The 26,984-nt window shown below is 60.6% G+C and carries 27 protein-coding genes; 18 read left to right on the forward strand and 9 right to left on the reverse strand.

Features of this window, described 5'->3' with window-relative positions:
- Positions 1-2: 2 nt before the first annotated feature.
- From QCBJ_RS26500 to QCBJ_RS26565, 14 genes are all read left to right on the forward strand, one after another.
- Complete coding sequence (locus QCBJ_RS26500; RefSeq protein ID WP_102061912.1) at positions 3-1,997, forward strand: histidine kinase; 1,995 nt, start codon at positions 3-5, stop codon at positions 1,995-1,997.
- An 18-nt stretch (positions 1,998-2,015) separates the two neighbouring features.
- Positions 2,016-2,645, forward strand: a complete 630-nt coding sequence (locus QCBJ_RS26505; RefSeq protein WP_015886166.1) for a response regulator transcription factor — start codon at positions 2,016-2,018, stop codon at positions 2,643-2,645.
- 214 nt (positions 2,646-2,859) lie between these two features.
- Positions 2,860-3,972 carry an ABC transporter ATP-binding protein gene (locus QCBJ_RS26510; protein WP_015886165.1) on the forward strand — a complete coding sequence of 371 codons (1,113 nt, stop codon included), beginning with the start codon at positions 2,860-2,862 and terminating at the stop codon, positions 3,970-3,972.
- A gap of 43 nt (positions 3,973-4,015) precedes the next feature.
- Positions 4,016-5,056, forward strand: a complete 1,041-nt coding sequence (locus QCBJ_RS26515; RefSeq protein ID WP_015886164.1) for an ABC transporter substrate-binding protein — start codon at positions 4,016-4,018, stop codon at positions 5,054-5,056.
- Positions 5,057-5,261: 205 nt separating this feature from the next.
- Positions 5,262-6,509 carry an ABC transporter permease gene (locus QCBJ_RS26520; protein ID WP_015886163.1) on the forward strand — a complete coding sequence of 416 codons (1,248 nt, stop codon included), beginning with the start codon at positions 5,262-5,264 and terminating at the stop codon, positions 6,507-6,509.
- Positions 6,510-6,521: 12 nt separating this feature from the next.
- Complete coding sequence (locus QCBJ_RS26525; RefSeq protein WP_093542394.1) at positions 6,522-7,346, forward strand: ABC transporter permease; 825 nt, start codon at positions 6,522-6,524, stop codon at positions 7,344-7,346.
- A gap of 217 nt (positions 7,347-7,563) precedes the next feature.
- Positions 7,564-8,712: an iron-containing alcohol dehydrogenase gene (locus QCBJ_RS26530; protein WP_102061913.1), complete on the forward strand. Its 1,149-nt coding sequence runs from the start codon at positions 7,564-7,566 to the stop codon at positions 8,710-8,712.
- Between the two features lie 84 nt (positions 8,713-8,796).
- A complete protein-coding gene (gene rpe, locus QCBJ_RS26535) occupies positions 8,797-9,471 on the forward strand; it encodes a ribulose-phosphate 3-epimerase (RefSeq protein WP_046035020.1) in 675 nt (224 codons plus the stop codon).
- A complete protein-coding gene (locus QCBJ_RS26540) occupies positions 9,468-10,286 on the forward strand; it encodes a phosphoglycolate phosphatase (RefSeq protein WP_102061914.1) in 819 nt (272 codons plus the stop codon). Before rpe ends, QCBJ_RS26540 begins: the two co-directional genes overlap by 4 nt.
- A 70-nt stretch (positions 10,287-10,356) precedes the next feature.
- A complete protein-coding gene (gene trpE / locus QCBJ_RS26545; RefSeq protein ID WP_015886158.1) occupies positions 10,357-11,838 on the forward strand; it encodes an anthranilate synthase component I in 1,482 nt (493 codons plus the stop codon).
- A 10-nt stretch (positions 11,839-11,848) separates the two neighbouring features.
- Positions 11,849-12,442 (forward strand): aminodeoxychorismate/anthranilate synthase component II, encoded by a 594-nt coding sequence (locus QCBJ_RS26550; protein WP_015886157.1) that lies wholly within the window; start codon positions 11,849-11,851, stop codon positions 12,440-12,442.
- Positions 12,443-12,451: 9 nt separating this feature from the next.
- Positions 12,452-13,501, forward strand: a complete 1,050-nt coding sequence (gene trpD / locus QCBJ_RS26555) for an anthranilate phosphoribosyltransferase (protein ID WP_015886156.1) — start codon at positions 12,452-12,454, stop codon at positions 13,499-13,501.
- Positions 13,498-14,334 (forward strand): indole-3-glycerol phosphate synthase TrpC, encoded by an 837-nt coding sequence (trpC, locus tag QCBJ_RS26560; RefSeq protein WP_102061915.1) that lies wholly within the window; start codon positions 13,498-13,500, stop codon positions 14,332-14,334. Before trpD ends, trpC begins: the two co-directional genes overlap by 4 nt.
- Before the next feature lie 161 nt (positions 14,335-14,495).
- Entirely contained in the window at positions 14,496-15,191 is a 696-nt protein-coding gene (locus QCBJ_RS26565; protein WP_102061916.1) for a lipoate--protein ligase family protein, read from the forward strand.
- On the opposite strand, the gene crp is transcribed toward QCBJ_RS26565, so the two are convergent.
- On the reverse strand, positions 15,188-15,832 hold the full coding sequence (gene crp, locus QCBJ_RS26570; RefSeq protein ID WP_015886153.1) for a cAMP-activated global transcriptional regulator CRP: 645 nt from the start codon (positions 15,830-15,832) through the stop codon (positions 15,188-15,190). The genes QCBJ_RS26565 and crp overlap by 4 nt on opposite strands.
- 247 nt (positions 15,833-16,079) lie before the next feature.
- Between crp and QCBJ_RS26575 the strand changes: the two genes are divergently transcribed.
- Positions 16,080-16,502 (forward strand): OsmC family protein, encoded by a 423-nt coding sequence (locus tag QCBJ_RS26575; protein WP_015886152.1) that lies wholly within the window; start codon positions 16,080-16,082, stop codon positions 16,500-16,502.
- A gap of 72 nt (positions 16,503-16,574) precedes the next feature.
- On the opposite strand, the gene coq7 is transcribed toward QCBJ_RS26575, so the two are convergent.
- From coq7 to hemJ, 6 genes are all read right to left on the reverse strand, one after another.
- Positions 16,575-17,222 carry a 2-polyprenyl-3-methyl-6-methoxy-1,4-benzoquinone monooxygenase gene (gene coq7, locus QCBJ_RS26580; protein ID WP_015886151.1) on the reverse strand — a complete coding sequence of 216 codons (648 nt, stop codon included), beginning with the start codon at positions 17,220-17,222 and terminating at the stop codon, positions 16,575-16,577.
- Positions 17,223-17,339: 117 nt separating this feature from the next.
- On the reverse strand, positions 17,340-17,678 hold the full coding sequence (locus QCBJ_RS26585) for a histidine triad nucleotide-binding protein (RefSeq protein ID WP_003194682.1): 339 nt from the start codon (positions 17,676-17,678) through the stop codon (positions 17,340-17,342).
- A gap of 46 nt (positions 17,679-17,724) precedes the next feature.
- Positions 17,725-18,513, reverse strand: coding sequence for an SDR family oxidoreductase (locus QCBJ_RS26590; RefSeq protein ID WP_015886150.1), 789 nt, complete (start codon positions 18,511-18,513; stop codon positions 17,725-17,727).
- A 63-nt stretch (positions 18,514-18,576) separates the two neighbouring features.
- Positions 18,577-19,539, reverse strand: a complete 963-nt coding sequence (locus QCBJ_RS26595; protein ID WP_015886149.1) for a DUF805 domain-containing protein — start codon at positions 19,537-19,539, stop codon at positions 18,577-18,579.
- Between the two features lie 68 nt (positions 19,540-19,607).
- On the reverse strand, positions 19,608-20,570 hold the full coding sequence (locus QCBJ_RS26600; protein ID WP_015886148.1) for a nitronate monooxygenase family protein: 963 nt from the start codon (positions 20,568-20,570) through the stop codon (positions 19,608-19,610).
- Positions 20,571-20,594: 24 nt separating this feature from the next.
- Positions 20,595-21,023: a protoporphyrinogen oxidase HemJ gene (gene hemJ / locus QCBJ_RS26605; protein ID WP_015886147.1), complete on the reverse strand. Its 429-nt coding sequence runs from the start codon at positions 21,021-21,023 to the stop codon at positions 20,595-20,597.
- A 136-nt stretch (positions 21,024-21,159) separates the two neighbouring features.
- Here hemJ and argC point away from each other — a divergent pair, with 136 nt between their 5' ends.
- On the forward strand, positions 21,160-22,194 hold the full coding sequence (gene argC / locus QCBJ_RS26610) for an N-acetyl-gamma-glutamyl-phosphate reductase (protein ID WP_046035025.1): 1,035 nt from the start codon (positions 21,160-21,162) through the stop codon (positions 22,192-22,194).
- Between the two features lie 165 nt (positions 22,195-22,359).
- Entirely contained in the window at positions 22,360-22,710 is a 351-nt protein-coding gene (erpA, locus tag QCBJ_RS26615) for an iron-sulfur cluster insertion protein ErpA (RefSeq protein WP_003176443.1), read from the forward strand.
- A 76-nt stretch (positions 22,711-22,786) separates the two neighbouring features.
- Here erpA and QCBJ_RS26620 read toward each other — a convergent pair whose 3' ends face one another.
- Positions 22,787-23,878, reverse strand: coding sequence for an anhydro-N-acetylmuramic acid kinase (locus QCBJ_RS26620; RefSeq protein ID WP_015886145.1), 1,092 nt, complete (start codon positions 23,876-23,878; stop codon positions 22,787-22,789).
- A gap of 3 nt (positions 23,879-23,881) precedes the next feature.
- Complete coding sequence (locus tag QCBJ_RS26625) at positions 23,882-25,300, reverse strand: peptidoglycan DD-metalloendopeptidase family protein (RefSeq protein ID WP_102061917.1); 1,419 nt, start codon at positions 25,298-25,300, stop codon at positions 23,882-23,884.
- A gap of 208 nt (positions 25,301-25,508) precedes the next feature.
- Here QCBJ_RS26625 and tyrS point away from each other — a divergent pair, with 208 nt between their 5' ends.
- On the forward strand, positions 25,509-26,708 hold the full coding sequence (gene tyrS / locus QCBJ_RS26635) for a tyrosine--tRNA ligase (RefSeq protein ID WP_102061918.1): 1,200 nt from the start codon (positions 25,509-25,511) through the stop codon (positions 26,706-26,708).
- Positions 26,709-26,984: the final 276 nt, after the last annotated feature.

Consider the following 26,984-nt stretch of genomic DNA (forward strand, 5'->3'; position numbering starts at 1 on the left):
TCATGGGTTTTCGCTGTCTGCTGGTTATCGGCTGTTTGTGCCTTGCCTTGATGGCAAATGCCGCCCCTGCGCCCGCCGCACCCCAGGCGCAGCTCACTGTGCAACAACGCGAATGGCTGGCCCAGCACCCGGAGCTGCGGGTGGGCCTGGTGTTGCAGGCGCCATACGCGCAATACGATCGGCGTTTGCAGCGGTTGTCCGGGGCAAATGTCGACTTGATGCAGTGGCTGGCCAAGGCGCTGGGCATCGAGCTGACCTGGCGCAACTTCCCCAGCCAGGAGCAACTGGAAGCGGCCGTACGCGAGGGCGAAGTGGACATCGCCCCTGGCCTGCAGCAAACCCCGGCCGGTTTGCGCCTGTGGTTGTTCTCCGATCCCTACATGCGTGTGCCGCAGCACATCGTCGGCATCCGGGAGGGCGGCGGCGCGGTGGAGTTGGAAAAACTCGATGACCAATCCCGCGTCGCCGTGCGCATGCCCAGCTCCGTGGCCGATTACCTGCGCAGTACCTATCCGAGCCTGAACCTGCAAGGCGTGCCCATGGAGCGCCAGGCCCTGCAATTGCTGGTCAGCCAGCAAGCGCGCTACGCCGTGGTGGATGAGGCGCAACTTAGCCGTTTGTCCGGCGAGGCGGAGTTCGCCGGGCTGGCGGTCGTGGGCGATATCGGCCTGCCGCAATTGCTGCGGGTGGCTACACGTCGGGAATGGCCGGAGCTGGCCGGCATCATGGAAAGCGCCTTGCGCGCCATCCCCGCCCGCGACCTGGACCAACTGCACAGCCGCTGGCTGCAGCCCAAGTACCCACGGCTGACGGAATCACCGGGCCTGTGGCAAAACGTCAGCCTGTTGCTGGGCCTGCTCCTGCTTGCCAGCCTGGCGGTGGTGTTCTGGCAGCGTCGCCAGCAGCGCGTGTTGGAGCACGGCTTACTGGCTGCCCGCGAAGAGAGCGAGGCCCGTGCAGCCGGCGCCGAAGCACTACGGCTGACGCAATTCTCCATCGATCAAAGCACGGTCGGTATCCTTTGGGTCAACTGGGACAGCCATGTGCGCTACGCCAACCGTGCGGCCGAAAACATGCTTGGCTACGGCCCCGGTGCGTTGATCGAGCGGCCGCTTATTGACCTCGACCCCACCTTGGATATGGACCGCTGGCTCAACCTGTGGAAGCGCGCGCGGGCCAGCGAAGAGGGCCCACAGAACTTTGCCACCGATTGCCGGCGTGCAGATGGCAGCATCCTGCCGACCAACGTGTCCTTGAGCTTTCTGCGCTTTGCCGAGGCCGAATACCTGGTGGTCTACCTCAACGACGTCACCGAGTTGCGCCGAACGCTGGCCGCCTTGCTGCAAAGTGAAGCGCAACTGCGCGAGCTGTCCGCCCACCTGGAAACCGTGCGCGAAGAAGAAAAAGCCCGTATTGCCCGTGAGGTGCACGACGAACTCGGGCAAATGCTCACCGTGCTCAAGCTCGAAACTTCCATGTGCGAGCTGGCCTATGCGCAACTCGACCCCGGTTTGCACGAGCGTTTGAACAGCATGAAACGCCTGATCGCCCAGCTGTTCCAGCTGGTGCGGGATGTGGCGACGGCACTGCGCCCGCCGATTCTGGATGCCGGCATTGCCTCGGCCATCGAATGGCAGGCGCGACGCTTTGAAGCGCGCACACACATTCCTTGCCTGGTGCAGGTGCCGGATAACCTGCCGGCGCTGAGCGATGCCAAGGCGATCGGCCTGTTTCGCATCCTGCAGGAAGCGCTGACCAATGTGATGCGCCACGCCCAGGCGCATACTGTCGAGCTGACCCTGGCGGTGGAAGGGACGGATTTACGGCTGACCATCAGCGACGATGGCGTCGGTTTCATCCAGGCCCAGGGCCGACCGGTATCATTCGGCCTGGTGGGCATGCGTGAGCGGGTGCTGATCATGGGCGGGCAACTGCGCCTGGACAGCGAACGGGGGGAGGGCACCACCCTGAGTGTGACGGTGCCGTTGGATGCATAACACCAAGAGGAAGTCCTTGTGATCCGCGTACTGGTAGCCGAAGACCACACCATTGTTCGTGAAGGTATCAAGCAATTGATCGGCCTGGCCAAAGACCTGCTGGTGGTTGGGGAAGCGAGCAATGGCGAGCAACTGCTCGAGACCTTGCGCCATGTGCCGTGCGAGGTGGTGTTGCTGGACATCTCGATGCCCGGCGTCAATGGCCTGGAAGCGATTGCGCGCATTCGTGCGTTGAACAATCCGCCGGCGATCCTGGTGCTGTCGATGCACGATGAAGCGCAAATGGCCGCCCGAGCCTTGAAAGTGGGGGCGGCGGGTTATGCGACCAAGGACAGCGACCCGGCGCTGTTGCTCACGGCGATCCGCAAGGTCGCGGCCGGCGGGCGTTACATCGACCCGGACCTGGCCGACCGCATGGTCTTCGAAGTCGGCCTTACCGATACCCGGCCGCTGCATTCATTGCTCTCGGAGCGCGAGTTCTCGGTGTTCGAGCGTCTGGCCCAGGGCGCCAACGTCAACGATATCGCCCAGCAACTGGCGCTGAGCAGCAAGACCATCAGCACGCACAAGGCGCGGTTGATGCAAAAGCTCAATATCACCTCCCTGGCTGAACTGGTGAAGTACGCGATGGAGCACAAGCTGCTTTAACCACATGCCTGTTTACGACGCCCTTTGAGCGGCGCTGAGCTGATGGCTGGCGCAGTGCGCTGCGGCACTGTTCTATCCCCGCCATGCGTGTAGGGCGATCCCTACCCCGAACCTTCCATCCGGCTGATGCAATTCTCTCCTGGCCCCCGATTTCCGGGGGCTCGTGCCTGGACTACGCTTGTTCCACAGCAGTCCAAAATACAAAGGTGCGGGTATGAGCGAGGTGGATACAAATGATGTGCTGGTCAGCTTTCGTGGCGTGCAGAAGAGCTACGACGGCGAGAACCTGATCGTCAAAGACCTCAACCTGGAGATTCGCAAGGGCGAGTTCCTTACCCTGCTCGGGCCTTCCGGTTCGGGCAAGACCACCAGCCTGATGATGCTCGCCGGCTTTGAAACGCCGACCGCCGGTGAAATCCAGCTGGCCGGGCGCTCCATCAACAACGTACCGCCGCACAAGCGCGACATCGGCATGGTGTTCCAGAACTACGCGCTGTTCCCGCACATGACCGTGGCCGAAAACCTGGGGTTTCCCCTCTCTGTGCGTGGCCTGAGCAAGACCGATATCAGCGAGCGGGTCAAACGCGTGCTGAGCATGGTCCAGCTCGACGCGTTCGCCCAACGCTACCCGGCGCAACTGTCCGGCGGCCAGCAACAGCGTGTGGCGCTGGCCCGAGCGTTGGTGTTCGAACCGCAACTGGTGCTGATGGACGAACCCCTCGGCGCCCTCGACAAGCAACTGCGCGAACACATGCAGATGGAGATCAAGCACCTGCATCAGCGCCTCGGCGTGACCGTGGTGTACGTGACCCACGACCAGGGCGAAGCGTTGACCATGTCCGACCGGGTGGCAGTGTTCCACCAGGGCGAGATCCAACAGATCGCCGCACCGCGCACGTTGTACGAAGAACCCAAGAACACCTTCGTCGCCAACTTCATCGGTGAAAACAACCGTCTCAATGGCCGCCTGCACAGCCACACCGGCGACCGCTGTGTCGTCGAGCTGGCGCGCGGCGAGAAAGTCGAGGCGCTGGCCGTGAACGTCGGCCAGGTCGGTGGCCCGGTAACGCTTTCGGTGCGTCCGGAACGTGTGAGCCTCAATGGCTCCAGCGAAAGCTGCGTCAACCGCTTCTCCGGGCGGGTGGCGGAATTCATCTACCTGGGCGACCACGTGCGCGTGCGCCTGGAAGTCTGCGGCAAGGCCGATTTTTTTGTGAAACAACCGATTGCCGAGCTGGACCCAGCCCTGGCGGTCGGCGACGTGGTACCGATTGGCTGGCAAGTCGAGCACGTTCGCGCACTCGACCCACTTCTAGAGGCGAATTGATCGCCCCATGGCTTCACCAACCCTGCACGTGGAGAGAACAACAATGTTGAGTTCCTTGAAGTATTCCGTCCTGGCATTGAGTTTGATGGGCGCGACACAGGCCATGGCCGGCCCGGACCTGACCGTCGTGTCCTTTGGTGGCGCGAACAAGGCGGCTCAGGTCAAAGCCTTCTACGCACCGTGGGAAAGCGCGGGCAACGGCAAGATCGTCGCCGGCGAGTACAACGGCGAAATGGCCAAGGTGAAAGCCATGGTCGACACCAAGAGCGTGTCTTGGGACCTGGTGGAGGTGGAGTCGCCGGAACTGTCCCGTGGCTGCGACGAAGACATGTTCGAGCCGCTGGACCCGAAACTGTTCGGCAACGCTGCCGATTACGTGAAGGGGGCGATCCAGCCGTGCGGCGTGGGCTTCTTCGTATGGTCGACGGTGCTGGCCTACAACGCCGATAAGTTGGCGTCCGCGCCGACCAGCTGGGCGGATTTCTGGGACACCAAGAAATTCCCGGGCAAGCGCGGTTTGCGCAAAGGCGCCAAGTACACCCTGGAATTCGCCTTGATGGCCGACGGCGTAGCGCCGAAGGACGTATACAAAGTGCTGGCCGGCAAAGATGGCCAGGACCGCGCATTCAAGAAACTCGATGAACTCAAGCCGTCGATCCAGTGGTGGGAAGCCGGCGCACAACCGCCGCAGTACCTGGCCTCGGGTGACGTGGTGATGAGCTCGGCCTACAACGGCCGCATTGCCGCCGTGCAGAAAGAAAGCAACCTGAAAGTGGTATGGAACGGCGGTATCTACGACTTCGACGCGTGGGCCATTCCTAAAGGCCTGGCCAAGGATCGTGCGGAAGCGGCGAAGAAATTCATCGCTTTCTCGGTGCAGCCGCAGCAGCAGAAGACCTACTCGGAAAACATCGCCTACGGCCCAGCCAATACCCAAGCCGTCCCGTTGCTGGCCAAGGACATCCTCAAGGACATGCCGACCACCCCGGAAAACATCGCCAACCAAGTGCAGATCGATGTGAGCTTCTGGGCGGACAACGGTGAGCAGCTGGAGCAGCGCTTCAATTCCTGGGCTGCCAAGTAACCCTTCTGGATCGGACTTTGTAGTGAGCGGGCTTGCCCCGCGCTGGGTGGCGAAGCCGCCCCAAGCCAGGCGCCGCATTCTTCCAGACAGAATCCAGGTGCCTGGTTTCAGGGCGGCTTCGCCACCCAGCGCGGGGCAAGCCCGCTCACTACGGGTTAGAGCCCAGCCATAGATGTGTCGTCATTTTCAAGATCCGGAGTCAGCCATGGCTATCGCCGTTCCCTCGAACGAGGTCAACAGCCCCACCCTCAAGCAGCGCCTGGCGCGCGCCGAGCGGCTTAATCGCTGGAAGGCCCAGGCCTTGATTGCGCCGCTGGTGCTGTTTTTGCTGCTGGTGTTCCTGGTGCCGATCGTTGCGCTGCTCTACAAAAGCGTGGGCAACCCGGAAGTGGTGGGCGGTCTGCCGCGCACCGTGGTGGCGGTGACGGCCTGGGACGGTCGTGGCTTGCCGGGCGAGCCGGTGTACCAGGCCCTCAGTGAAGACCTGGGCGAAGCGCGCAAAAACCAGACCCTGGGCGATCTGTCCAAGCGCCTGAACATGGAACTGGCCGGCTACCGCAGCCTGCTGACCAAAACCGCGCGGGCGCTGCCGTTCAGTGAAGCGCCTGCCTCTTATAAGGAAGCGTTGGAAAACCTCGACGAACGCTGGGGCGACCCGGCGTACTGGCAGGCGATCCGGCGCAATACCAGCAGCCTGACACCGTTCTACCTGCTGGCGGCTGTCGATCACCGCATCGACGACCTCGGCGAAGTAGCGCCGGCCACGCCAGACCAGGCGATCTACCTGGACATTTTTGCCCGCACTTTCTGGATGGGCCTGGTGATCACGGCTATCTGCCTGCTGCTGGCCTATCCCCTGGCGTACCTGCTGGCCAACCTGCCGGCGCGCAAAAGCAATCTGTTGATGATTCTAGTGTTGCTGCCGTTCTGGACCTCGATCCTGGTGCGGGTAGCCGCGTGGATTGTGTTGCTGCAGTCCGGCGGCCTGATCAACAGCGCAATGATGAGCTTGGGACTGATCGACAAACCGGTGGAACTGGTGTTCAACCGTACCGGTGTCTACATCTCCATGGTGCACATCCTGCTGCCGTTCATGATTCTGCCGATCTACAGCGTGATGAAAGGCATCTCGCCGACCTACATGCGCGCCGCGATTTCCCTGGGTTGTCACCCGTTCGCCAGCTTCTGGCGCGTGTATTTCCCGCAGACCTACGCCGGAGTGGGCGCCGGTTGCCTGCTGGTGTTCATCCTGGCAATTGGTTACTACATCACCCCGGCCCTGCTGGGCAGCCCGAACGACCAGATGGTCAGCTACTTCGTGGCGTTCTACACCAACACCAGTATCAACTGGGGCATGGCGACGGCGTTGGGCGGCTTGCTGCTGCTGGCGACCGTGGTGCTGTACCTGATCTACAACCGGCTGGTGGGCGCCAGCCGCCTGCGCCTGAGCTAAGGAGGCCCTGCGATGCTGAGCCCTTATAAGTCGCCCGTTGAGCGGGTGTGGTTCTACAGCTTGCGGATCCTCTGCGGCTTGATCCTGTTGTTCCTGATATTGCCCGTGCTGGTGATCATTCCGCTGTCGTTCAACAGCGGCAGTTTCCTGGTGTACCCGCTGCAAGGTTTTTCGCTGCACTGGTACCAGGACTTCTTCGCCTCCGCCGAATGGATGCGTGCGCTGAAGAACAGCATCATCGTCGCCCCGGCGGCCACGGTGCTGGCCATGGTGTTCGGCACCCTGGCGGCGATCGGCCTGACGCGCGGTAATTTCCCCGGCAAGGCGTTGGTCATGGCGCTGGTGATTTCGCCGATGGTGGTGCCGGTGGTGATTATCGGCGTGGCCAGTTACCTGTTCTTTGCACCGCTGGGCCTGGGCAACAGCTTTTTCTCGTTGATCGTGGTGCATGCGGTGCTGGGCGTGCCGTTTGTGATCATCACCGTGTCGGCGACCTTGCAGGGCTTCAACCACAATCTGGTGCGGGCGGCGGCCAGTCTTGGCGCATCGCCGTTGACTGCGTTTCGCCGAGTGACCTTGCCGTTGATTGCGCCAGGCGTGATTTCCGGGGCGTTGTTTGCCTTCGCCACGTCGTTCGATGAAGTGGTGGTGACGCTGTTCCTCGCCGGCCCGGAGCAAGCGACCCTGCCGCGCCAGATGTTCAGCGGCATCCGCGAAAACCTCAGCCCGACGATTGCGGCGGCGGCAACGCTGTTGATTGCCTTCTCGGTGTTGCTGTTGCTGACCCTGGAATGGTTGCGTGGCCGCAGTGAGAAGCTGCGTACTGCGGCGGTCTAACGGCCTGCTGGAGATTCAAGTGTGGGAGGGGGCTTGCCCCCGATAGCGGTGGGTCAGCCAGCATTGGTGTAGCTTGACACTCAGCCATCGGGGGCAAGCCCCCTCCCACATTGGTTTTGTGTTGTCTTGGAAATAACCATTCAGGCCCTGAATGCTGGGCAACCCCATTTTCCGAGCTACTCTTGTGCCAGCCCATCCCTGATAAGAGGCCGCGCACATGAGTACCTCCTCATTCAAGATCGCCCACAAACTGCTCACCGGCGCTGGCGCCATCGAACAACTGGACTTTGAGCTCACCCGCCTGGATGTGGACAACCCGCTGATCGTCACCGACGCCGCGCTGGTCAAGTCCGGCACCGTGGCGCTGGCACTCGAGCACCTGGGCGAACGCAGCTACGAGATTTTCGACCGCGTCCTGCCTGACCCGGAAATCGCCATCGTCGAGGACTGCATGCGTGTCTACCGCGAGGGTGGGCATGACGGCTTGATCGGCCTGGGCGGCGGCAGCGCCATCGATATCGCCAAAAGCGTTGCCGCCTATGCCGGATACCACGGCGCGCTGGCGGATTTGTTCGGCGTCGACCAGGTGCCGCGCAAGGGCCCGCCGCTGATTGCCATCCCGACCACGGCGGGCACCGGCTCGGAAGTGACCAATGTGGCGATCCTCTCCGACAAGGCCGCGCAGCTGAAAAAAGGCATTGTCAGCGACTACCTGCTGCCGGACGTCGCGCTGATCAGCCCGCAAATGACCCTGACCTGCCCGCGCAGCGTCACCGCCGCCAGCGGCGTGGATGCGCTGGTGCATGCCATCGAATCCTACCTGTCGCTGAATGCTTCGCCGATCACCGACGCGCTGGCCATCGGCGCTATCAAACTGATCGCCAAGGCGTTGCCCAAGGCCTACGCGAACCCCGCGAACCTGCAGGCGCGAGACGATATGGCCACCGCCAGCCTGATGGCCGGTATGGCGTTCGGGAATGCCGGGGTGGGCGCGGTGCATGCGTTGGCGTACCCGCTGGGTGGGCGTTTCAATATTGCCCATGGTGTGAGCAACGCGCTGTTGCTGCCCTATGTGATGCACTGGAACAAGCTGGCCTGTGTGGAGCGTATGCAGGATATTGCGCAGGCCATGGGGGTGAATGTCGCCGGCTTGAGCGTCAATGATGCCGCCGACCAAGCTGTCGAGGCCATGACGCGACTGTGTGCCGCAGTGGAGATCCCGGCGGGCCTGCGTAGTTTCGGGGTGCCCGAGGACGCGATCCCCGCCATGGCCGTGGAGGCGGCGGGCATTGAACGGTTGATGCGCAACAATCCGCGCAAGCTCAGCGCGGCGGATATCGAGAAAATCTATCGGGCTGCGTACTAGCCATTGAGCCAGGTCACGGTGCGCGCGGCAAAGCATGAGGTATACAATGCGCGCCATCGTGATTTAGCTCAAAAAAGGTGCGTCATGCAGCCCTTCGTCATTGCTCCATCGATTCTCTCCGCCGACTTCGCCCGCCTGGGTGAGGAAGTGGACAAGGTGTTGGCCGCCGGTGCCGACTTCGTGCACTTCGATGTCATGGACAACCACTACGTACCCAACCTGACCATCGGCCCGATGGTTTGCGCCGCGTTGCGCAAGTACGGCATCACTGCGCCGATCGATGCGCACCTGATGGTCAGCCCGGTGGATCGCATCATCGGCGACTTCGTTGACGCCGGCGCGACCTACATCACCTTCCACCCGGAAGCCTCGCTGCACGTCGACCGCACCCTGCAACTGATCCGCGAAGGCGGCTGCAAGGCGGGCCTGGTGTTCAACCCGGCCACTCCACTGAGCGTGCTTGAGTACGTGATGGACAAGGTCGACATGATCCTGCTGATGAGCGTTAACCCGGGCTTCGGCGGGCAGAAGTTCATCCCCGGTACGCTGAACAAGCTGCGCGAAGCCCGCGCGTTGATCGACGCCTCGGGCCGTGACATCCGCCTGGAAATCGACGGCGGGGTCAACGTCAACAACATCCGCGAAATCGCCGCGGCGGGCGCCGACACCTTCGTGGCCGGCTCGGCGATCTTCAACGCGCCGGACTACCAGGAGGTCATCGATAAGATGCGCGCCGAACTGGCGCTGGCGCGTCCATGAGCGGCTTTGAGCAGCTGTTCCCCGGCAAATTGCCACGGCTGGTGATGTTCGATCTTGACGGTACCTTGATCGACTCGGTGCCCGACCTGGCGGCGGCGGTGGACGAGATGCTGCTCAAGCTGGGGCGCAAGCCGGCCGGGGTCGGCTCGGTGCGCGAATGGGTTGGCAACGGCGTGCAGATGCTGGTGCGCCGGGCCTTGGCCGACCACATCGATGCCGAAGGCGTGGATGAGGTGGAGGCTGAGCACGCCCTGGAACTGTTCAACGCCGCCTATGAAGACGGCCACGAACTGACCGTGGTTTACCCGGGCGTGCGCGACACCCTCAAGTGGCTGAGCAAGCAGGGCGTGGAAATGGCCCTGATCACCAACAAGCCGGAACGCTTTGTCGCACCGCTGTTGGATCAGATGAAAATCGGCCGTTATTTCCGCTGGATCATCGGTGGCGATACCCTGCCGCAGAAAAAGCCGGACCCGGCGGCGCTTTTTTTCGTGATGAAAATGGCCAATATCCCGGCCTCGCAGTCGTTGTTTGTCGGCGATTCGCGCAGTGATGTGCAGGCGGCAAAGGCCGCGGGTGTGCAGTGTGTAGCCCTCAGTTACGGCTATAACCATGGCCGGCCGATTGCCGAAGAGTCGCCGGCAATGGTCATTGATGACCTGCGCCTGCTAATCCCCGGTTGCTTGGGAGCTGGCGCTGAGATAACGTTGCCCGACACCGATCCGTCCCCTTCTGGAAATTCCATCGTGGTGGTCACTCGCAAACTCTGGATGAAAGTTATCAAGGCCCTGGCCCGTTGGCGTTGGCGCGCCTGACTGATCCTGGCCGCGCTCTGCGGCACGTTTGCATACCTGACTGTTAGATCCTCAAGCCACGAGGCATATCATGACCCGCGAAGAATTCCTGCGTTTGGCCGCTGCCGGCTATAACCGTATCCCCCTGGCCTGCGAAACCCTGGCCGATTTCGACACCCCGTTGTCGATCTACCTGAAACTGGCCGACGAGCCCAACTCCTACCTGCTCGAGTCGGTCCAGGGCGGCGAGAAGTGGGGCCGTTACTCGATCATCGGCCTGCCGTGCCGCACGGTGCTGCGGGTACACGACCATCATGTGAGCATTAGCCATGATGGCGTCGAGATCGAAAGCCACGATGTCGAAGACCCGTTGGCGTTCGTCGAGGCGTTCAAGGCGCGCTACAACGTGCCGACCATTGCTGGGCTGCCACGCTTCAACGGCGGCCTGGTGGGTTACTTCGGCTACGACTGCGTGCGCTACGTGGAAAAACGCCTGGGCAAATGCCCGAACCCGGATCCGCTGGGGGTGCCGGACATTCTGTTGATGGTCTCCGATGCGGTGGTGGTGTTCGACAACCTCGCCGGCAAGATGCACGCGATTGTGCTCGCTGACCCGTCCCAGGTCGACGCGTTCGAGCAAGGCCTGGCCAGCCTCGAAGCCCTCATGGAAAAACTGCGCCAGCCGATCACCCCGCGTCGCGGCCTGGACCTCAGCCGTCCGCCGGCGGCCGACCCGGTGTTCCGCTCCAGCTTTACCCAGGATGACTACGAGCGTGCGGTCGACACCATCAAGGAATACATCCTCGCCGGTGACTGCATGCAGGTGGTGCCGTCGCAACGTATGTCCATCGACTTCAAGGCCGCGCCGATCGATCTGTATCGCGCATTGCGCTGCTTCAACCCGACGCCGTACATGTACTTCTTCAACTTTGGTGACTTCCACGTGGTGGGCAGTTCGCCGGAAGTGCTGGTGCGCGTCGAAGACAACCTGATCACCGTGCGCCCGATCGCCGGTACTCGCCCACGGGGTGCGACCGAAGAGGCCGACCTGGCGCTGGAAAAGGACCTGCTGAGCGACGACAAGGAAATCGCCGAGCACCTGATGCTCATCGACCTGGGTCGTAACGATACCGGGCGTGTCTCGGAAATCGGTTCGGTGAAGCTCACCGAAAAGATGGTGATCGAGCGGTATTCCAACGTGATGCACATTGTGTCCAACGTCACCGGCGAGCTGAAAGCCGGCTTGACGGCGATGGACGCGCTGCGCGCGATTCTGCCGGCGGGCACCTTGTCGGGTGCGCCGAAGATCCGTGCGATGGAAATCATCGACGAGCTGGAGCCGGTCAAGCGCGGTGTCTACGGCGGTGCCGTGGGCTATTTCGCCTGGAACGGCAACATGGACACGGCCATTGCGATTCGCACCGCCGTGATCAAGGACGGAGAGTTGCACGTGCAGGCCGGTGGCGGGATTGTCGCCGACTCGGTGCCGGCCCTCGAATGGGAAGAAACCCTGAACAAGCGCCGCGCGATGTTCCGCGCCGTTGCGCTGGCTGAACAGACCCCCAATTCTTGAGGTTTCCCCCATGTTGCTGATGATTGATAACTACGATTCCTTTACTTACAACGTTGTGCAGTACCTGGGCGAGCTGGGCGCCGAGGTCAAGGTGGTGCGCAACGATGAACTGACCGTGGCCGAGATCGCTGCCCTGAACCCGGAGCGCATCGTGGTTTCGCCAGGCCCGTGCACGCCGACCGAGGCGGGTGTCTCGCTGGAGGCGATCAAGTATTTCGCCGGCAAGCTGCCGATCCTGGGCGTATGCCTGGGCCACCAGTCCATCGGCCAGGCCTTTGGCGGTGACGTGGTGCGGGCGCGCCAGGTGATGCACGGCAAGACCAGCCCGGTGTTCCATCATGATCTAGGCGTGTTTCATGGCCTCAACCTGCCGGTGACGGTGACCCGCTACCACTCGCTGGTGGTCAAGCGCGAAACCTTGCCGGAGTGCCTGGAACTTACCGCTTGGACACAGCTGGAAGACGGCTCGGTCGATGAGATCATGGGCCTGCGCCACAAGACACTGAATATCGAAGGGGTGCAATTTCACCCTGAGTCGATCCTGACCGAGCAGGGCTACGAGCTGTTCGCCAACTTTCTCAAGCAGAGCGGCGGCACGCGCTAAGGACTTTCCATGGATATCAAGACTGCCCTGAGCCGTATCGTCGGCCATCTGGACCTGAGCACCGCTGAAATGAGCGATGTGATGCGCGAAATCATGACCGGTCAGTGCACCGATGCGCAGATCGGCGCGTTCATGATGGCGATGCGCATGAAGAGCGAGAGCATCGACGAGATCGTCGGCGCGGTATCGGTCATGCGCGAGCTGGCGGACAAGGTTGAGCTCAAGACCCTCGACGGCGTGGTCGACGTGGTCGGCACCGGCGGTGACGGTGCGAACATCTTCAACGTCTCGACGGCGTCGTCTTTTGTTGTTGCTGCGGCGGGTTGCACCGTGGCCAAGCACGGTAACCGTGCGGTGTCTGGCAAGAGCGGCAGTGCCGATTTGCTCGAAGCGGCGGGCATCTACCTGAACCTGACCCCGGTTCAAGTGGCGCGTTGTATTGATAACGTCGGCATCGGCTTCATGTTTGCCCAATCCCATCATGGTGCAATGAAGCATGCCGCCGGCCCGCGCAAAGACCTCGGCCTACGCACCCTGTTCAACATGCTCGGCCCGCTTACGAATCCGGCCGGTGTGAAGCACCAGGTGGTAGGCGTGTTCAGCCAGGCGCTGTGCCGGCCTTTGGCCGAAGTGCTGCAGCGCATGGGCAGCAAGCATGTGCTGGTGGTGCATTCCAAAGACGGCTTGGACGAGTTCAGCCTGGCGGCACCGACGTTCGTGGCGGAACTGAAGAACGACCAAATCACCGAATACTGGGTCGAGCCGGAAGATTTGGGTATGAAGAGCCAGAGCCTGCATGGCTTGGCGGTGGAAAGCCCGGCGGCGTCCCTGGAGTTGATTCGCGATGCGTTGGGGCGTCGCAAGACCGAGAACGGCCAAAAAGCTGCTGAGATGATTGTTCTGAATGCTGGCGCGGCACTTTATGCGGCGGACCATGCCTATAGTCTTAAGGAAGGTGTCGCCTTGGCCCACGATGCACTGCACACCGGTCTGGCTCGCGAGAAGCTCGAAGAACTCGGGGCATTCACCGCAGTATTCAAGATGGAGAATGAAGGATGAGTGTGCCGACCGTTCTGGAAAAAATCCTGGCCCGCAAAGCTGAAGAAGTCGCCGAGCGTCGCGCCCGTGTCAGCCTGGCCGAGCTTGAAGCCCAGGCGAAGGTCGCTGATGCACCGCGTGGCTTTGCCAATGCCTTGATCGCCCAGGCCAAGCTCAAGCAGCCTGCGGTCATTGCCGAGGTCAAGAAAGCTTCGCCGAGCAAAGGTGTGATTCGCGAGATCTTCATTCCTGAAGACATTGCCAAGAGCTATGAGAAGGGCGGGGCGACCTGCCTCTCGGTGCTGACCGATATCGACTACTTCCAGGGTTCCGACCTGTTCCTGCAGCAAGCCCGCGCTGCGTGCAAGTTGCCGGTGATCCGCAAGGATTTCATGGTTGACCCGTACCAGATCGTCGAAGCCCGTGCCCTGGGCGCCGACTGCGTGCTGTTGATCGTTTCCGCGTTGGATGACGTGAAGATGGCCGAACTGGCTGCCGTCGCCAAAAGCGTCGGCCTGGACGTACTGGTGGAGGTGCACGATGGCGATGAGCTGGAACTCGCCCTGAAAACCCTCGACACACCGCTGGTGGGGGTCAACAACCGTAACCTGCACACCTTCGAAGTCAGCCTGGAAAACACCCTCGACCTGCTGCCGCGTATTCCGCGTGACCGTCTGGTGATTACCGAGAGTGGCATCGTCAACCGTGCCGATGTGGAACTGATGGAAATCAGCGGCGTGTATTCGTTCCTGGTGGGCGAGACCTTCATGCGCGCTGAAAACCCGGGGGCGGAGCTGCAGCGCTTGTTCTTCCCGGAGCGTGGCGTGGCGGTCAGTGGTTCGACATTAGACTGACTTGAACACAGTCACGATTTGAAATGCAATCGAGCATGTGTGAGGGGGCTTGCTCCCGATAGCGGGGTGTCAGTCAATACCTGTACTGACTGATCTAAAGCTATCGGGGGCAAGCCCCCTTCACATTGGGTTTTGTGTTTATTCAGATAGGTAAGTGTTTGATGGTTAAGCCGGTGTCGATGACGGTTGAAGCGGGCCTGGCTGCCGAGCAGGCGCTGCTGGCGGCTGTGTGCGCCGGCGAGCAGGAATTCGGCCTGCTGTTCTGGCAACCCAGCGATCAAGCGTTGGTGATGCCGCGTCGTCTGAGTCGGCTACCGGCGTTCGAAACCGCCAGCCAGGTATCATCCGACGCCGGCTGGCCGGTATTGCTGCGTGAAACCGGCGGTGAGCCAGTGCCGCAATCGAGCGCCACGGTCAACATCGCCCTGGTCTACGCCCCGCCGCGCAGCGAAGGCGATCAGGGGCGCATCGAAACCGGTTACCAGCGGCTGTGTCAGCCCATCTGCGATTTTTTGATCGAGCTGGGGGGCGATGCCTCCGTCGGCGAGATCGATGGTGCGTTTTGCGACGGTCGCTACAACGTCAACCTCGATGGCCGCAAAATGGTCGGTACGGCTCAACGTTGGCGACAAAGTGGTGGCCGCCCGGTGGGGCTGGTGCACGGGGCTTTGTTGTTGGATAACGATCGCGAAGCGCTGATTGCAGCGGTCAACCGCTTCAATGAAGCCTGCGGTCTCGACCAGCGGGTGCGTGCCGACAGCCATATCGCCCTGCATGAAGCCTTCCCGGCGCCGGATGCGATCAGCCGGCTGGATACCTTGTACCGTCAAATGTTGGTCAGCTTCCTGCCGGTTTAACGGGTACCGAACACCACCATCGTCTTGCCTTTGACGTGCACCAGGTTGCGTTCTTCCAAGTCTTTGAGCACGCGGCCGACCATCTCCCGTGAACAGCCGACAATGCGCCCGATTTCCTGGCGTGTGACCTTGATCTGCATGCCATCGGGGTGGGTCATGGCGTCAGGTTGCTTGCACAAGTCCAAGAGGCAGCGGGCGACGCGGCCGGTGACGTCAAAGAATGCCAGGTCGCCGACCTTGCGCGTGGTGTCGCGCAGCCGCTGGGCAATCTGGCCGCTGAGGGCGTAGAGGATGTCGGGATCCTGCTGGGCCAGCTCGCGGAATTTGGCATAGCTGATCTCGGCCACTTCGCACTCGACCTTGGCCCGCACCCAGGCGCTGCGTTCCTGTTCCTTGCCGGCTTGTTCGAACAGCCCCAGTTCCCCAAAGAAGTCCCCGGTGTTCAGGTAGGCGATGATCATTTCACGGCCGTCTTCATCCTCAATCAGGATGGTGACCGAGCCTTTGATAATGAAGTACAGCGTATCGGAACGTTCGCCGGCGCAGATGATGTTGTGCTTGGCCGGGTGGCGACGGCGCTGGCAATGCATCAGCAGTTTGTCGAGATTCTTGATCTTGGGTATGGGAGTAAGAGCAACCATGGTTGTATCCCGAAAAGACTGCGCGAGGTAGTTGGAGTTGTTGTATTCATCGGTATCGGCATTGATACACGCTGTATAAAGGGTGGCAATACGCCATCGATTTGGCGCCAGCTTAACAGACACATTCTGTCTCGATTAGGCAATTTTTCCGCGTAGCCCCTGCAATTGATCACTTTTGTCGCAAACGCTGACGCCAGCGAGCGCTGTGCTAAGCTGGCGACCCTTTTTTAGCAGTGGAGTCTGGGCGATGAAGGCACGCATCCAATGGGCGGGCGAAGCCATGTTCCTCGGTGAGTCGGGCAGTGGCCATGTGGTGGTCATGGATGGCCCGCCGGAAGCCGGTGGCCGTAACCTGGGCGTACGCCCGATGGAAATGCTCCTGCTTGGCGTGGGCGGTTGCAGCAATTTCGACGTGGTCAGCATCCTGAAAAAATCCCGTCAGGCCGTGGAAAGCTGCGAAGCCTTCCTGGAAGCCGAGCGTGCCACTGAAGATCCCAAGGTGTTTACCAAGATCCACATGCATTTCGTGGTGAAGGGCCGGGCGCTGAAAGAAGCCCAGGTCAAGCGTGCCATCGAGTTGTCCGCTGAGAAGTACTGCTCGGCGTCCATCATGCTCGGCGCGGCCGGTGTGGCCATCACCCATGATTACGAAATCATCGAGGTCGGTTGATCGCTCAATCGGCGGGCAAAAAGAAAGGGCGCTTTGGAGGCGCCCTTTTTTTGTGGCTCGGATTTGATGCGTTTAGATGCGGTAGGTGCTCTTGGTCATGACCTTGGCCAATAAGCTCATGCCAAACCTGACCGGCGCGGGGAAGCGGAAACCGCCTGCATCCAGCGCGCTTTCGGCGTGATGTTCTTCATCGATGCGCATCTGCTCAAGAATCGCCCGGGACTTTTCGTCTTCGGCGGGCAGTTGTTCCAGATGCTCATCCAAGTGCTTGCACACTTGATGTTCGGTGGCTGCGACAAAACCGAGGCTGACTTTGTCACTAATCAGGCCGGCAGCGGCACCGATCCCAAACGACAGGCCATAAAACAGCGGGTTCAGCACGCTCGGGTGGCTGCCGAGTTGGCGAATGCGTTGCTCGCACCAGGCTAGGTGATCGATTTCTTCCTCGGCGGCATGCTCCATGGCTGCGCGAACCTGCGGCAGCTTGGCGGTCAGGGCCTGGCCTTGATACAGCGCCTGGGCACAGACTTCGCCGGTATGGTTGATGCGCATCAGGCCGGCGACGTGTCGGGTCTCGGTCTCGCTCATCTGTGCGTCGGGCTGCACGATGGCGGGCGACGGGCGATACGGTTGGCCGCTGAAGGGCAGCAGCGTGCGCATGGCCATGTCGGCTTGCAGCAACAGACGGTCAATCGGCGAGTAGTGACGTTGGGTAGTCATGCTGACCTCCGGGAAGAATCTCGGCGGCCAGTTTACCGCAAGAGAGGGGGAAGCGTTTGCGCTGAGTCAGGGGCATAGGGTCGCAGCCCGAGGCCGTGACCCTTGTTCCGAGGGGAATCAGCCCGGCGGCCAGTTCATCTGGCGCTGACCCAGCACATGCATATGGATGTGATAAACGGTTTGCCCGCCGTCTTCATTGCAGTTCATCACCACACGAAACCCTTTTTCACAGCCTTGTTCAACGGCCAGGCGCTGGGCGGTGAACAGGATATGGCCGGCAAGGGCTTTATCGTCTTCCGTCAGGTCATTCAAGGTCCGGATCGGTTTCTTCGGAATGACCAGGAAATGCACGGGGGCCTGCGGCGCGATATCGTGGAAGGCCAGAACCTGGTCGTCTTCGTAGATAATCTTCGCGGGTATTTCTCTGTTGATGATCTTGGTGAACAGAGTATCCACAGCTGTTTCTCCATTATGAGTATGCAGGGTGAGTGTACCCAGCCGGTCAGCGCGGGCAATAGGCCTTGTTGATGGCGCCGGCGATCTTGCGGGTCAGCCAGCGAGGGCTGAAGCGCGGGCTGAAGGCTATCCAGCGGTTGCGTCGGCCGGGAATGATGATGGCTTTGTTCTTTTCCAGGGCACGCACGGTGTAGAGCGCCACTTCTTCGGGGCTCATCAGTTGTTGGCTGCGGTCGAGCTTGGCGGTGTCCATTTGCGCGGTGCCGAAGAACGCGGTGCGGGTCGGGCCGGGGCAAAGGACCGAGACCTTGATGCCGCAGGTTTTCAACTCTTCGCGCAGGCCTTCGGAAAAGTGCAGTACGTAGGCCTTGCTGGCGTAGTAGGTGCTCATCCACGGGCCCGGCTGAAACGCCGCGATGGACGCCACATTGAGAATCTGCCCGCCACCGTGCAGCGCCATGGTGTTGCCAAGTGCGTGGCACATGCGGGTCAGAGCGAGGATGTTGACCTCCATGAGGTCTTGTTCGGTCATCCAGTCCTGGGCCAGGAACGGCCCGCTGGTACCAATGCCGGCACAGTTGACCAGCAGGTCGATCTGCCGCTCACCTTCTTCAAGCTCCAGCAGGAACCCGGACAAGCGCAGTGGCTCGCCCAGGTCGCAGGCCCGGAACAGCACCTCGACGCCAAACCGTTGGGTCAATTCGATAGCAATGCTTTCCAACTGATCACGCTGGCGGGCCACCAGAATCAAGCTGCGGCCGCGCCGGGCCAGTGCTTCGGCCAAGGCCAGGCCGATGCCGCTGGAGGCACCGGTGATCAGAGCGTAACGGGTCATGCCTTTCTCCATCGCAACACCGCCGAGCCTGCGACAGAGGCATCGCAGGCCGGTGGTGTTTCTTTACTGTTCTGGAGAGTCTACAGGTTCGCCCGCTTCGTCAGCACTCTGCGCTTCGTCTTCTTCTACGGTCGCGCTTTGGTCAGCGTCTTCATCGGAGGTGATGGAACTGCTTTCGTAGCCGCTGTCCATGTTGGCTTCGAGTTGGTTCAGGTAACCGTTCATGCCCAGGGTGACCACGATGGCCAGCATGATCGGAATAAACGCCAGCCACAGCGTGGCCAGGACTTTTACCGCCGTGGAGTTGCGGGGTGGTGGTGCGCCATATTGGTTGGCGCCCGCGTTCCCCGGCAATACCAGCAACAGGATCGGGAAAACGCTGTTCACCAGTGGGACGAGGTTGAGGAAGTACAGCCAGCCGGACCAACCCAGGTCGTGCAGGCGCTGCACACCGATCTGTACGCTGACCCAGACAAGCGCCACAAACAGCGCGAGACCCAGCAGTACCCCGAGGATAGTGCCTGCCGTCGGCGATGCGGTGGCCACGGCAAAGCTCACGGTACTGATGATGCCACCCGCAACCAGCATCGCCAGGGTCAACACCAGGGTCCAGGCCAGGTAGCGCAGACGGCCAATACGCCCGTGGATAGTGAAAACCTTGAGGGTGGCGTATTCCGGCAGGTGCTCACCTACCGCGGCACGCGGCGGTGCGTAGGGGGAGGCGGCCGGGCGGGAGAAGTCGGAAGCGCCGGAATCCGTTTCATGGGTTTCGGCGAGGCTGAAGGCCACGGGCTGTTCGGCTTCGATACGTGCATCGACCCCAGCGTTTTTCAGCGCAGTGAGGTAGGTTTCGGCGTCCGGTCGGGACAGGTCGCGTTTGAGCGCGACCGTGCGGCCGGTGAAGAGCTTCTCGATGGCTTCGACTTCGCTCTTGAACAGCTCGGCCAGGTTCAGTTTGGCCGTGGTGCTTTCGACACCCGGGAGCAAGGCTCCATCAAACACAATCTTGAAACGGTTGTCGCTCATGCGGGCTTCCTTGTCACTTATTCAGGGAGGAGGGCAGGCCTGTGTAATTGGCAGGCCTTGCGGTTGGGTCAGCGTGGCCAGCGCAGTTGAGCGGCTTGTTCGCGTGCCTTGCGGTATTCGGCATCCAGGCGAGCAACCAGTTCATCGACGCTGGGTAAATCATCAATCTCACCGACACCTTGGCCGGCAGACCATACAGTCTTCCACGCCTTGGCCTCGTCGCTCAACGGCTTGAGCTTGGAGCCAAAGTTGACCTCGCCCTTGCCTTGCAGGGCGGCGAGATCGAAACCGGCGTTTTCCAGGCTCTGGCGCATAAAGCTCGCGGGCACGCCGGAGACAGCAGGAGTGTGCACGATGTCGGCGGCGCGCGATGTGAGCAGCATCTCTTTATACGCATCCGGGGCGTGGCTTTCGGTGGTGCCGATGAACCGCGTGCCGAAATAGGCCAAGTCTGCGCCGAGCAACTGGGCGGCGAGAATCTCGTGCCCATGGTTGAGGCAGCCGGCCAGCAGCAGGGTTTTGTCGAAGAATTGGCGGATCTCGGCAATCAGCGAGAAAGGGCTCCAGGTGCCGGCGTGGCCACCGGCGCCGGCCGCAACGGCGATCAGGCCATCCACGCCGGCTTCGGCGGCCTTCTCGGCGTGGCGGCGGGTGGTGACGTCGTGGAACACCAGGCCACCGTAACTGTGCACGGCGTCCACCAACTCCTTCACGGCGCCCAGACTGGTAATGACGATCGGCACTTTGTGTTCGACGCAAATCGCCAGGTCCGCCTCCAGGCGCGGGTTGCTGTTGTGCACGATCAGGTTGACGGCGTAGGGCGCGGGATTATCCAGTTGTGCCAGGCCCGCTTCGATTTCTTCAAGCCAGGCCTTGAACCCGCTGCTTTCGCGTTGGTTAAGCGCCGGGAAACTCCCTACCACCCCGTTGCGGCAGCACGCCAGGACCAATTGCGGGTTGGAGATAAGGAACATCGGCGCAGCCACGACGGGCAGGCGCAGACGGTGTTCAAGCAGAGCGGGCAGCGACATTGGAGGTACCCCGAGTCATTGAAGTTAGAACGGTTTGACCACGACCAAAATTACGATAGCCAGCAATATCAGAACGGGCACTTCATTGAACCAGCGATAAAAGACATGGCTGCGGGTGTTTTCGCCACGGGCAAAACGTTTTACCTGTGCGCCGCACATATGGTGGTAGCCGATCAGGAACACCACCAGGGTCAACTTGGCGTGGATCCAGGCGCCCGATTGAAAGATGCCGGGGTTGAGTGCGATCAGCCAGATACCGAATACCAGCGAAGCCAGCATCGCCGGGCCCATGATGCCGCGGTACAGCTTACGCTCCATGACACTGAAACGCTCCTTGCTGACGGCGTCCTCGCTCTGGGCGTGGTAAACGAACAGGCGCGGCAGGTAGAACAGCCCGGCAAACCAGCAGACGATGCTGACGATGTGGAAGGCTTTGACCCATAGATAAAGCATTTTTAGTTATTCCCAGGTTCACGGTAACTGAAGATAGTAGTGGCTCATGCGCCCGTACGTCACGTTGACGGTTGTCGCAGGACGATGCGGCCCCTATTATCGACGGCTTTCCAGTGGGTTCGTTGAGGGCAGGTTTATGGTCAAGGTCGGTATCGTCGGCGGCACGGGTTACACCGGTGTCGAATTGCTGCGTCTGTTGGCTCAGCATCCGCAAGCTGAGGTGGTGGTCATCACCTCCCGATCTGAGGCCGGCCTGGCCGTGGCCGACATGTACCCGAACCTGCGAGGCCATTACGACGGCCTGGCGTTCAGTGTCCCTGACATCAGCACCCTGGGTGCATGCGACGTGGTGTTCTTTGCCACGCCTCATGGTGTGGCCCATGCATTGGCCGGTGAACTGCTGGCTGCTGGTACCAAGGTGATCGACCTGTCGGCGGATTTCCGTTTGCAGGATGCTGATGAGTGGGCCAAGTGGTATGGCCAGCCTCACGGTGCGCCAGAGCTGTTGGAAGAAGCGGTGTATGGCCTGCCGGAGGTCAATCGTGAGCAGATCAAGCAGGCGCGCCTGATCGCGGTGCCGGGTTGCTATCCAACGGCCACACAGCTGGGCTTCCTGCCGTTGCTCGAAGCCGGGTTGGCAGATGCCTCGCGCTTGATCGCGGACTGCAAGTCCGGTGTGAGCGGCGCCGGTCGTGGTGCAGCGGTGGGTTCGCTGTACTCCGAGACGTCGGAAAGCATGAAAGCCTATGCGGTAAAAGGGCATCGCCACTTGCCGGAAATCCGCCAGGGGCTGCGGCGTGCCGCCGGTCAGGACGTGGGCCTGACGTTCGTGCCGCACCTGACGCCGATGATCCGTGGCATTCATTCCACGTTGTACGCCACAGTGGTTGATCGCTCGGTAGACCTGCAGGCGCTGTTCGAAAAGCGTTATGCCAACGAACCGTTCGTCGACGTAATGCCTGCCGGCAGCCATCCGGAAACCCGCAGCGTGCGCGGTGCCAACGTGTGCCGGATTGCGGTGCACCGTCCACAAGATGGCGACTTGGTCGTGGTGTTGTCGGTGATTGATAACTTGGTCAAGGGCGCGTCGGGCCAGGCGGTGCAGAACATGAACATCCTGTTTGGCCTGGACGAGAAGCTGGGCCTGTCCCACGCGGGCATGCTGCCTTAAGGTTTTCAGGTGGTTGCGCAAAAGGCCCGATGATCGGGCCTTTTGTGTTTTTGATGGCGGCTAGGCAGATTGATATACCGTAACAATAGTTGACCGCTTTTCTAGGAGAAGCGGATAATGCCCGTCATTACGCATATGGCGGCGCTACGCCGGGAGATTATCAGCATGAGCGTTGAATCCTTCACCCCCACGGCTTTGCAATTCACCCACGGTGCTGCGCACAAGGTGAAGAGCCTGGTCGATGAAGAGGGTAATGATCGCTTGAAGCTGCGCGTATTCGTTACGGGCGGCGGTTGTTCAGGGTTTCAGTACGGTTTTACCTTCGATGAAGATGTGGCCGATGATGACACCATCGTTGAGCGCGAGGGCGTAAGCCTGGTCGTGGACCCAATGAGTTTCCAGTACTTGGCAGGTGCCGAGGTGGATTACCAGGAAGGTCTGGAGGGTTCACGTTTCGTGATCAAGAACCCTAATGCTACGACCACCTGTGGTTGTGGGTCTTCGTTCTCGATCTGATCTATAGCAGTACATAAACGCCGCTTGGCTTTGATAGGCCAAGCGGCGTTTTGCTGTCTACGGATTATGGGGGCGGTCAGGCGGGATATATCGCGCCCAGCACCCGAAGCCCGCGTGAGCCGGTGACGCTCGGGCGGTTGGCCGCGATGCCTTCGAGGCAGCAATGGGCCAGCCACGCGAAGGCCATTGCCTCGACCCAGTCGGGGTCTACGCCATAGGTGGCGGTGCTGCTGACGTGGGTTGACGGTAGCAGGGCTGCCAGGCGATTCATCAGCGTGGCGTTGTGAGCGCCACCGCCACACACCAGCAGTGTTTCTGTCTGGGGTTGGGCGGACTGCAACGACTCGACGATGGTGAGCGCGGTCAGCTCCAGCAGCGTGGCCTGCACATCTTGAGGTTCGAATGCGGGGAGACGGCCAAGGTGTTGATGCAGCCATTCCAGGTTGAACACTTCGCGCCCAGTGCTCTTGGGGCCCTTGGCCACGAAGAATGGATCGCTGAGCAGGGCATTGAGCAGTTGGGGCTCAACCTTGCCGCTGGCAGCCCACTGACCATCGCGATCAAAGTGCTCGCTGCGTTGTTGGTGAATCCAGGCATCCAACAGCACATTGCCTGGGCCGCAATCGAATCCGGCTACAGGTTTACCGGTCTCGATCAGGCTGAGATTGCTGAAACCGCCCACATTCAATACGGCACGGTTGCCGGTGCGTTCACCAAACAGTGCTTCATGGAATGCCGGGACCAGCGGGGCGCCCTGGCCGCCGGCGGCGACATCGCGGCTGCGGAAGTCGCTGACCACGGTGATGTTGGTCAGCTCGGTGAGCAAGGCCGGATTGCCGATCTGCACGGTAAAGCCCCGGGCGGGTTCATGGCGGATGGTCTGGCCATGGCTGCCGATCGCGCGGATGTCCTGGGGCTTGAGGTGTTGCTGAACGAGTAATGCGTGAATGCCCTGTGCTGCCAGGTTCACCCATTTCTGTTGGGCGATTGCTGAGCGGGCGATCTCATCCGGGCCGCTGGCGCACAGGGCGAGCAGCTCGGTGCGCAGGGTATCCGGCATGGGGAGGTAGTGCGTGGCGATCAGTTTGATCGCCGGGGCCTGTTCGATCAAAGCGATGTCCAGGCCATCGAGACTGGTCCCGGACATCACGCCTATATAGAGCGACATACCTTAACGCTTCGCCGAAGCCAGCAGGGTGGAGCGCTCTTGGTCCATGCGCGCCATCAACGGCTGGCTCTGTTGCATGAATCGAGCGCGCTCGGCCTTGGCGATCGGATCGGCCATTGGCAGTTTTTGGCCCAGCGGGTCGACGTGCACACCATTAACCTGGAATTCGTAGTGCAAGTGCGGGCCGGTGGACAGGCCGGTAGTGCCGATGTAGCCGATCACCTGGCCTTGCTTGACGGTGCCGCCGGTTTGCACGCCCTTGGCGAAGCCTTGCATGTGCCCATACAGGGTGCGGTAGGTGTTCCCATGCTGGATGATCACGGTATTACCGTAACCACCACGGCGTCCGGCCAACAGCACTTTACCGTCGCCGGCCGCCTTGATTGGCGTGCCGCGCGGGGCAGCGTAGTCGACGCCTTTGTGGGCGCGGATTTTGTTCAGAATTGGATGCTTGCGACCCATGGAGAAACGCGAGCTAATGCGAGCGAAGTCTACCGGCGTGCGGATGAAGGCTTTGCGCATGCTATTGCCGTCGGCGGTGTAGTAGCTGCTGTTGCCTTGTTTGTTGGTGTAGCGCACGGCGGTGTAGGTCTTGCCACGGTTGGTAAAGCGTGCGGAGAGAATATTACCGGTGCCGACCACTTTGCCATTCGCGACTTTCTGCTCATAGATCACATCGAATTCGTCGCCTTGGCGGATGTCCTGGGCGAAGTCGATGTCGTAGCCGAACACGCTGGCCATGTCCATGGTCATGCTGTGGGACAGGCCGGCGCGGGCCGCGGATTGCGACAGCGAGCTGTTGATTACGCCGTGTACATAGGCGGAGCGCATCACCGGCTTGGTGGTGACGCGGTTGAAGGCAAAGCCTTTGGCGCCTTTAGTCAGGGTGATGCTTTCGAGGTCGCTGACATTGCTGTGCAGGTTGTTGAGCTGTCCGTCGGGTGTCAGTTCGAATTCCAGCTTTTGACCGCGTTTGAGCTGGGTGAACTGCTTGGCTTGTTTGTCGCTGGCGAGTACTTCGTTGACGGTGGCTGCGGGGATACCGACTTTCTCGAATAGCGTCGAGAGCGTATCGCCCTTGCCAACGATGACTTCGCGGTGCTGGGGATTCTTGGCTGTGTCTACAGTCGGCGCGGCCTGGGTCTGAGCGGCTTGCTGTGTGTCTTCCGGGCTATTTTCTATCTGGGCGAACGGTGAGTCCACTGGAGCATTTGTGGCTTGTTGTGCGTCGGAAGCGTCTTGATCTTGTGTCAGTTGTTCAACCGGACTTTCCAAGTCAAGGCTCAGGGATGTTCGTTTGGCTTCTACGTCACTGGAAGGGAATACCAGGAGTGCCAGGCTGAGAAGGGCGGCGATACCACTTGCGGCGAGCAGGTGGGTCTTCGGGTAAAGCGGCGGCGCTTTAGACGGTTCAGTGGTCATAGGTAATTTGACTTTGAAGATGAAATGGAAAAGATGAATGACATGATGAAGATGAAATAACTGTATAAAATATAACCAAATCATCTGTGGCGCAAGCTCGCGAACGCTGGGCTTGCTGAACGGTGTCCGTTCGCAGGGCAAAACTTGTAATTAGTCCCTGATCTTGTATGGTTGGTTCCCTTTTGAATCTGAGCCTTGCGGGTCTGTTATGAAGTCGGTTGAAGAGCAGCTAGCGCTGATAAAACGTGGTGCGGAAGAACTGTTGGTCGAGGCCGAGCTGATCGAAAAGCTCAAGCGTGGCCAACCCCTGCGTATTAAGGCTGGCTTTGATCCGACTGCGCCGGATTTGCACCTGGGCCATACCGTGCTTATTAATAAGCTGCGCCAGTTCCAGGAGCTGGGGCATCAGGTCATCTTCCTTATAGGTGATTTCACCGGGATGATCGGCGATCCGAGCGGCAAGAGTGCCACGCGCCCTCCGCTGACTCGCGAGCAGGTTCTCGATAACGCCGAGACCTACAAGACGCAGGTATTCAAGATCCTTGATCCGGCCAAGACCGAGGTGGCGTTCAACTCCACTTGGATGGATCAGATGGGGCCGGCGGATTTTATTCGCCTGACCTCCCAGTACACCGTCGCACGCATGCTTGAGCGTGATGACTTCGACAAGCGCTACTCCACCAATCAGCCGATCGCCATTCATGAGTTCCTCTATCCGCTGGTTCAGGGTTACGACTCGGTGGCGTTGCGTGCGGATGTTGAACTCGGCGGTACCGATCAGAAGTTCAACCTGCTGATGGGGCGTGAGCTGCAGCGTGCGTATGGACAGGAGGCCCAGTGCATTCTGACTATGCCGTTGCTGGAGGGGTTGGATGGCGTCAAGAAGATGTCCAAGTCTCTGGGTAACTATGTTGGTATCCAGGAAGCCCCGGGCGTGATGTACGGCAAGCTGGTTTCGATTCCTGATGCGCTGATGTGGCGTTACTTCGAGTTGCTGAGCTTCCGCTCGATGGATGAGATCAATGCGCTGCGTGCTGATGTAGAGGCAGGCGCCAATCCGCGTGACGTGAAGATCAAGCTGGCGGAAGAGATTGTTGCGCGCTTCCATGGCGAAGAAGCAGCGGCTAATGCTCACCGTGCTGCGGGCAATCGCATGAAGGACGGCGAGTTGCCGGATGATTTGCCGGAGATCGAGCTGTCTGCTGCTGAAGCGATGCCAATCGCTGCCGTCCTTAATAAAGCAGGTTTGGTGAAGAACTCGGCGGTAGCACGTGACCTGTTGGGTTCGGGTGGTGTGCGTGTAGATGGCGAGGTCGTAGATCGTACCTTTATATGCGAGCTGGGTAGCACCCACGTTTGCCAGGCGGGGAAGAAGGCATTTGCGCGTATTACGCTCAAATCCGAATAAACCCGAAATTAAGTGTTGACGGCGAATTATATCTGTCTATAATTCGCCCCACTTCCGGCGCAGTCGAAACGCAAAACTCCTTGGTAAACAAAGAGTTACGCAGGATTCGACAGCGAGTTGCTTCAGTTCATCGAAGCCCAGAAGGAGTTGGTAGGGCAGTGTTGTTTGGCTCTATTAACGTTTCGATCCTCTCGGTCGAAAGCGGAGAAAAAGAGGTGTTGACAGCAGCGTGTAACGCTGTAGAATTCGCCTCCCGCTAACGAGAGATCGGAAGCG

Source organism: Pseudomonas sp. QC2, assembly GCF_002859085.1.
Taxonomy (GTDB): domain Bacteria; phylum Pseudomonadota; class Gammaproteobacteria; order Pseudomonadales; family Pseudomonadaceae; genus Aquipseudomonas; species Aquipseudomonas petroselini.

Bases quoted from the DNA above. Each gene is read 5' to 3' on its own strand.
- QCBJ_RS26500 (WP_102061912.1), top strand. From the start codon at position 3: ATGGGTTTTCGCTGTCTGCTGGTTATCGGCTGTTTGTGCCTTGCCTTG.
- QCBJ_RS26510 (WP_015886165.1), top strand. From the start codon at position 2,860: ATGAGCGAGGTGGATACAAATGATGTGCTGGTCAGCTTTCGTGGCGTG.
- QCBJ_RS26515 (WP_015886164.1), top strand. From the start codon at position 4,016: ATGTTGAGTTCCTTGAAGTATTCCGTCCTGGCATTGAGTTTGATGGGC.
- QCBJ_RS26520 (WP_015886163.1), top strand. From the start codon at position 5,262: ATGGCTATCGCCGTTCCCTCGAACGAGGTCAACAGCCCCACCCTCAAG.
- QCBJ_RS26525 (WP_093542394.1), top strand. From the start codon at position 6,522: ATGCTGAGCCCTTATAAGTCGCCCGTTGAGCGGGTGTGGTTCTACAGC.
- QCBJ_RS26530 (WP_102061913.1), top strand. From the start codon at position 7,564: ATGAGTACCTCCTCATTCAAGATCGCCCACAAACTGCTCACCGGCGCT.
- rpe (WP_046035020.1), top strand. From the start codon at position 8,797: ATGCAGCCCTTCGTCATTGCTCCATCGATTCTCTCCGCCGACTTCGCC.
- QCBJ_RS26540 (WP_102061914.1), top strand. From the start codon at position 9,468: ATGAGCGGCTTTGAGCAGCTGTTCCCCGGCAAATTGCCACGGCTGGTG.
- trpE (WP_015886158.1), top strand. From the start codon at position 10,357: ATGACCCGCGAAGAATTCCTGCGTTTGGCCGCTGCCGGCTATAACCGT.
- QCBJ_RS26550 (WP_015886157.1), top strand. From the start codon at position 11,849: ATGTTGCTGATGATTGATAACTACGATTCCTTTACTTACAACGTTGTG.
- trpD (WP_015886156.1), top strand. From the start codon at position 12,452: ATGGATATCAAGACTGCCCTGAGCCGTATCGTCGGCCATCTGGACCTG.
- trpC (WP_102061915.1), top strand. From the start codon at position 13,498: ATGAGTGTGCCGACCGTTCTGGAAAAAATCCTGGCCCGCAAAGCTGAA.
- QCBJ_RS26565 (WP_102061916.1), top strand. From the start codon at position 14,496: ATGGTTAAGCCGGTGTCGATGACGGTTGAAGCGGGCCTGGCTGCCGAG.
- crp (WP_015886153.1), bottom strand. From the start codon at position 15,832: ATGGTTGCTCTTACTCCCATACCCAAGATCAAGAATCTCGACAAACTG.
- QCBJ_RS26575 (WP_015886152.1), top strand. From the start codon at position 16,080: ATGAAGGCACGCATCCAATGGGCGGGCGAAGCCATGTTCCTCGGTGAG.
- coq7 (WP_015886151.1), bottom strand. From the start codon at position 17,222: ATGACTACCCAACGTCACTACTCGCCGATTGACCGTCTGTTGCTGCAA.
- QCBJ_RS26590 (WP_015886150.1), bottom strand. From the start codon at position 18,513: ATGACCCGTTACGCTCTGATCACCGGTGCCTCCAGCGGCATCGGCCTG.
- QCBJ_RS26595 (WP_015886149.1), bottom strand. From the start codon at position 19,539: ATGAGCGACAACCGTTTCAAGATTGTGTTTGATGGAGCCTTGCTCCCG.
- QCBJ_RS26600 (WP_015886148.1), bottom strand. From the start codon at position 20,570: ATGTCGCTGCCCGCTCTGCTTGAACACCGTCTGCGCCTGCCCGTCGTG.
- hemJ (WP_015886147.1), bottom strand. From the start codon at position 21,023: ATGCTTTATCTATGGGTCAAAGCCTTCCACATCGTCAGCATCGTCTGC.
- argC (WP_046035025.1), top strand. From the start codon at position 21,160: ATGGTCAAGGTCGGTATCGTCGGCGGCACGGGTTACACCGGTGTCGAA.
- erpA (WP_003176443.1), top strand. From the start codon at position 22,360: ATGAGCGTTGAATCCTTCACCCCCACGGCTTTGCAATTCACCCACGGT.
- QCBJ_RS26620 (WP_015886145.1), bottom strand. From the start codon at position 23,878: ATGTCGCTCTATATAGGCGTGATGTCCGGGACCAGTCTCGATGGCCTG.
- QCBJ_RS26625 (WP_102061917.1), bottom strand. From the start codon at position 25,300: ATGACCACTGAACCGTCTAAAGCGCCGCCGCTTTACCCGAAGACCCAC.
- tyrS (WP_102061918.1), top strand. From the start codon at position 25,509: ATGAAGTCGGTTGAAGAGCAGCTAGCGCTGATAAAACGTGGTGCGGAA.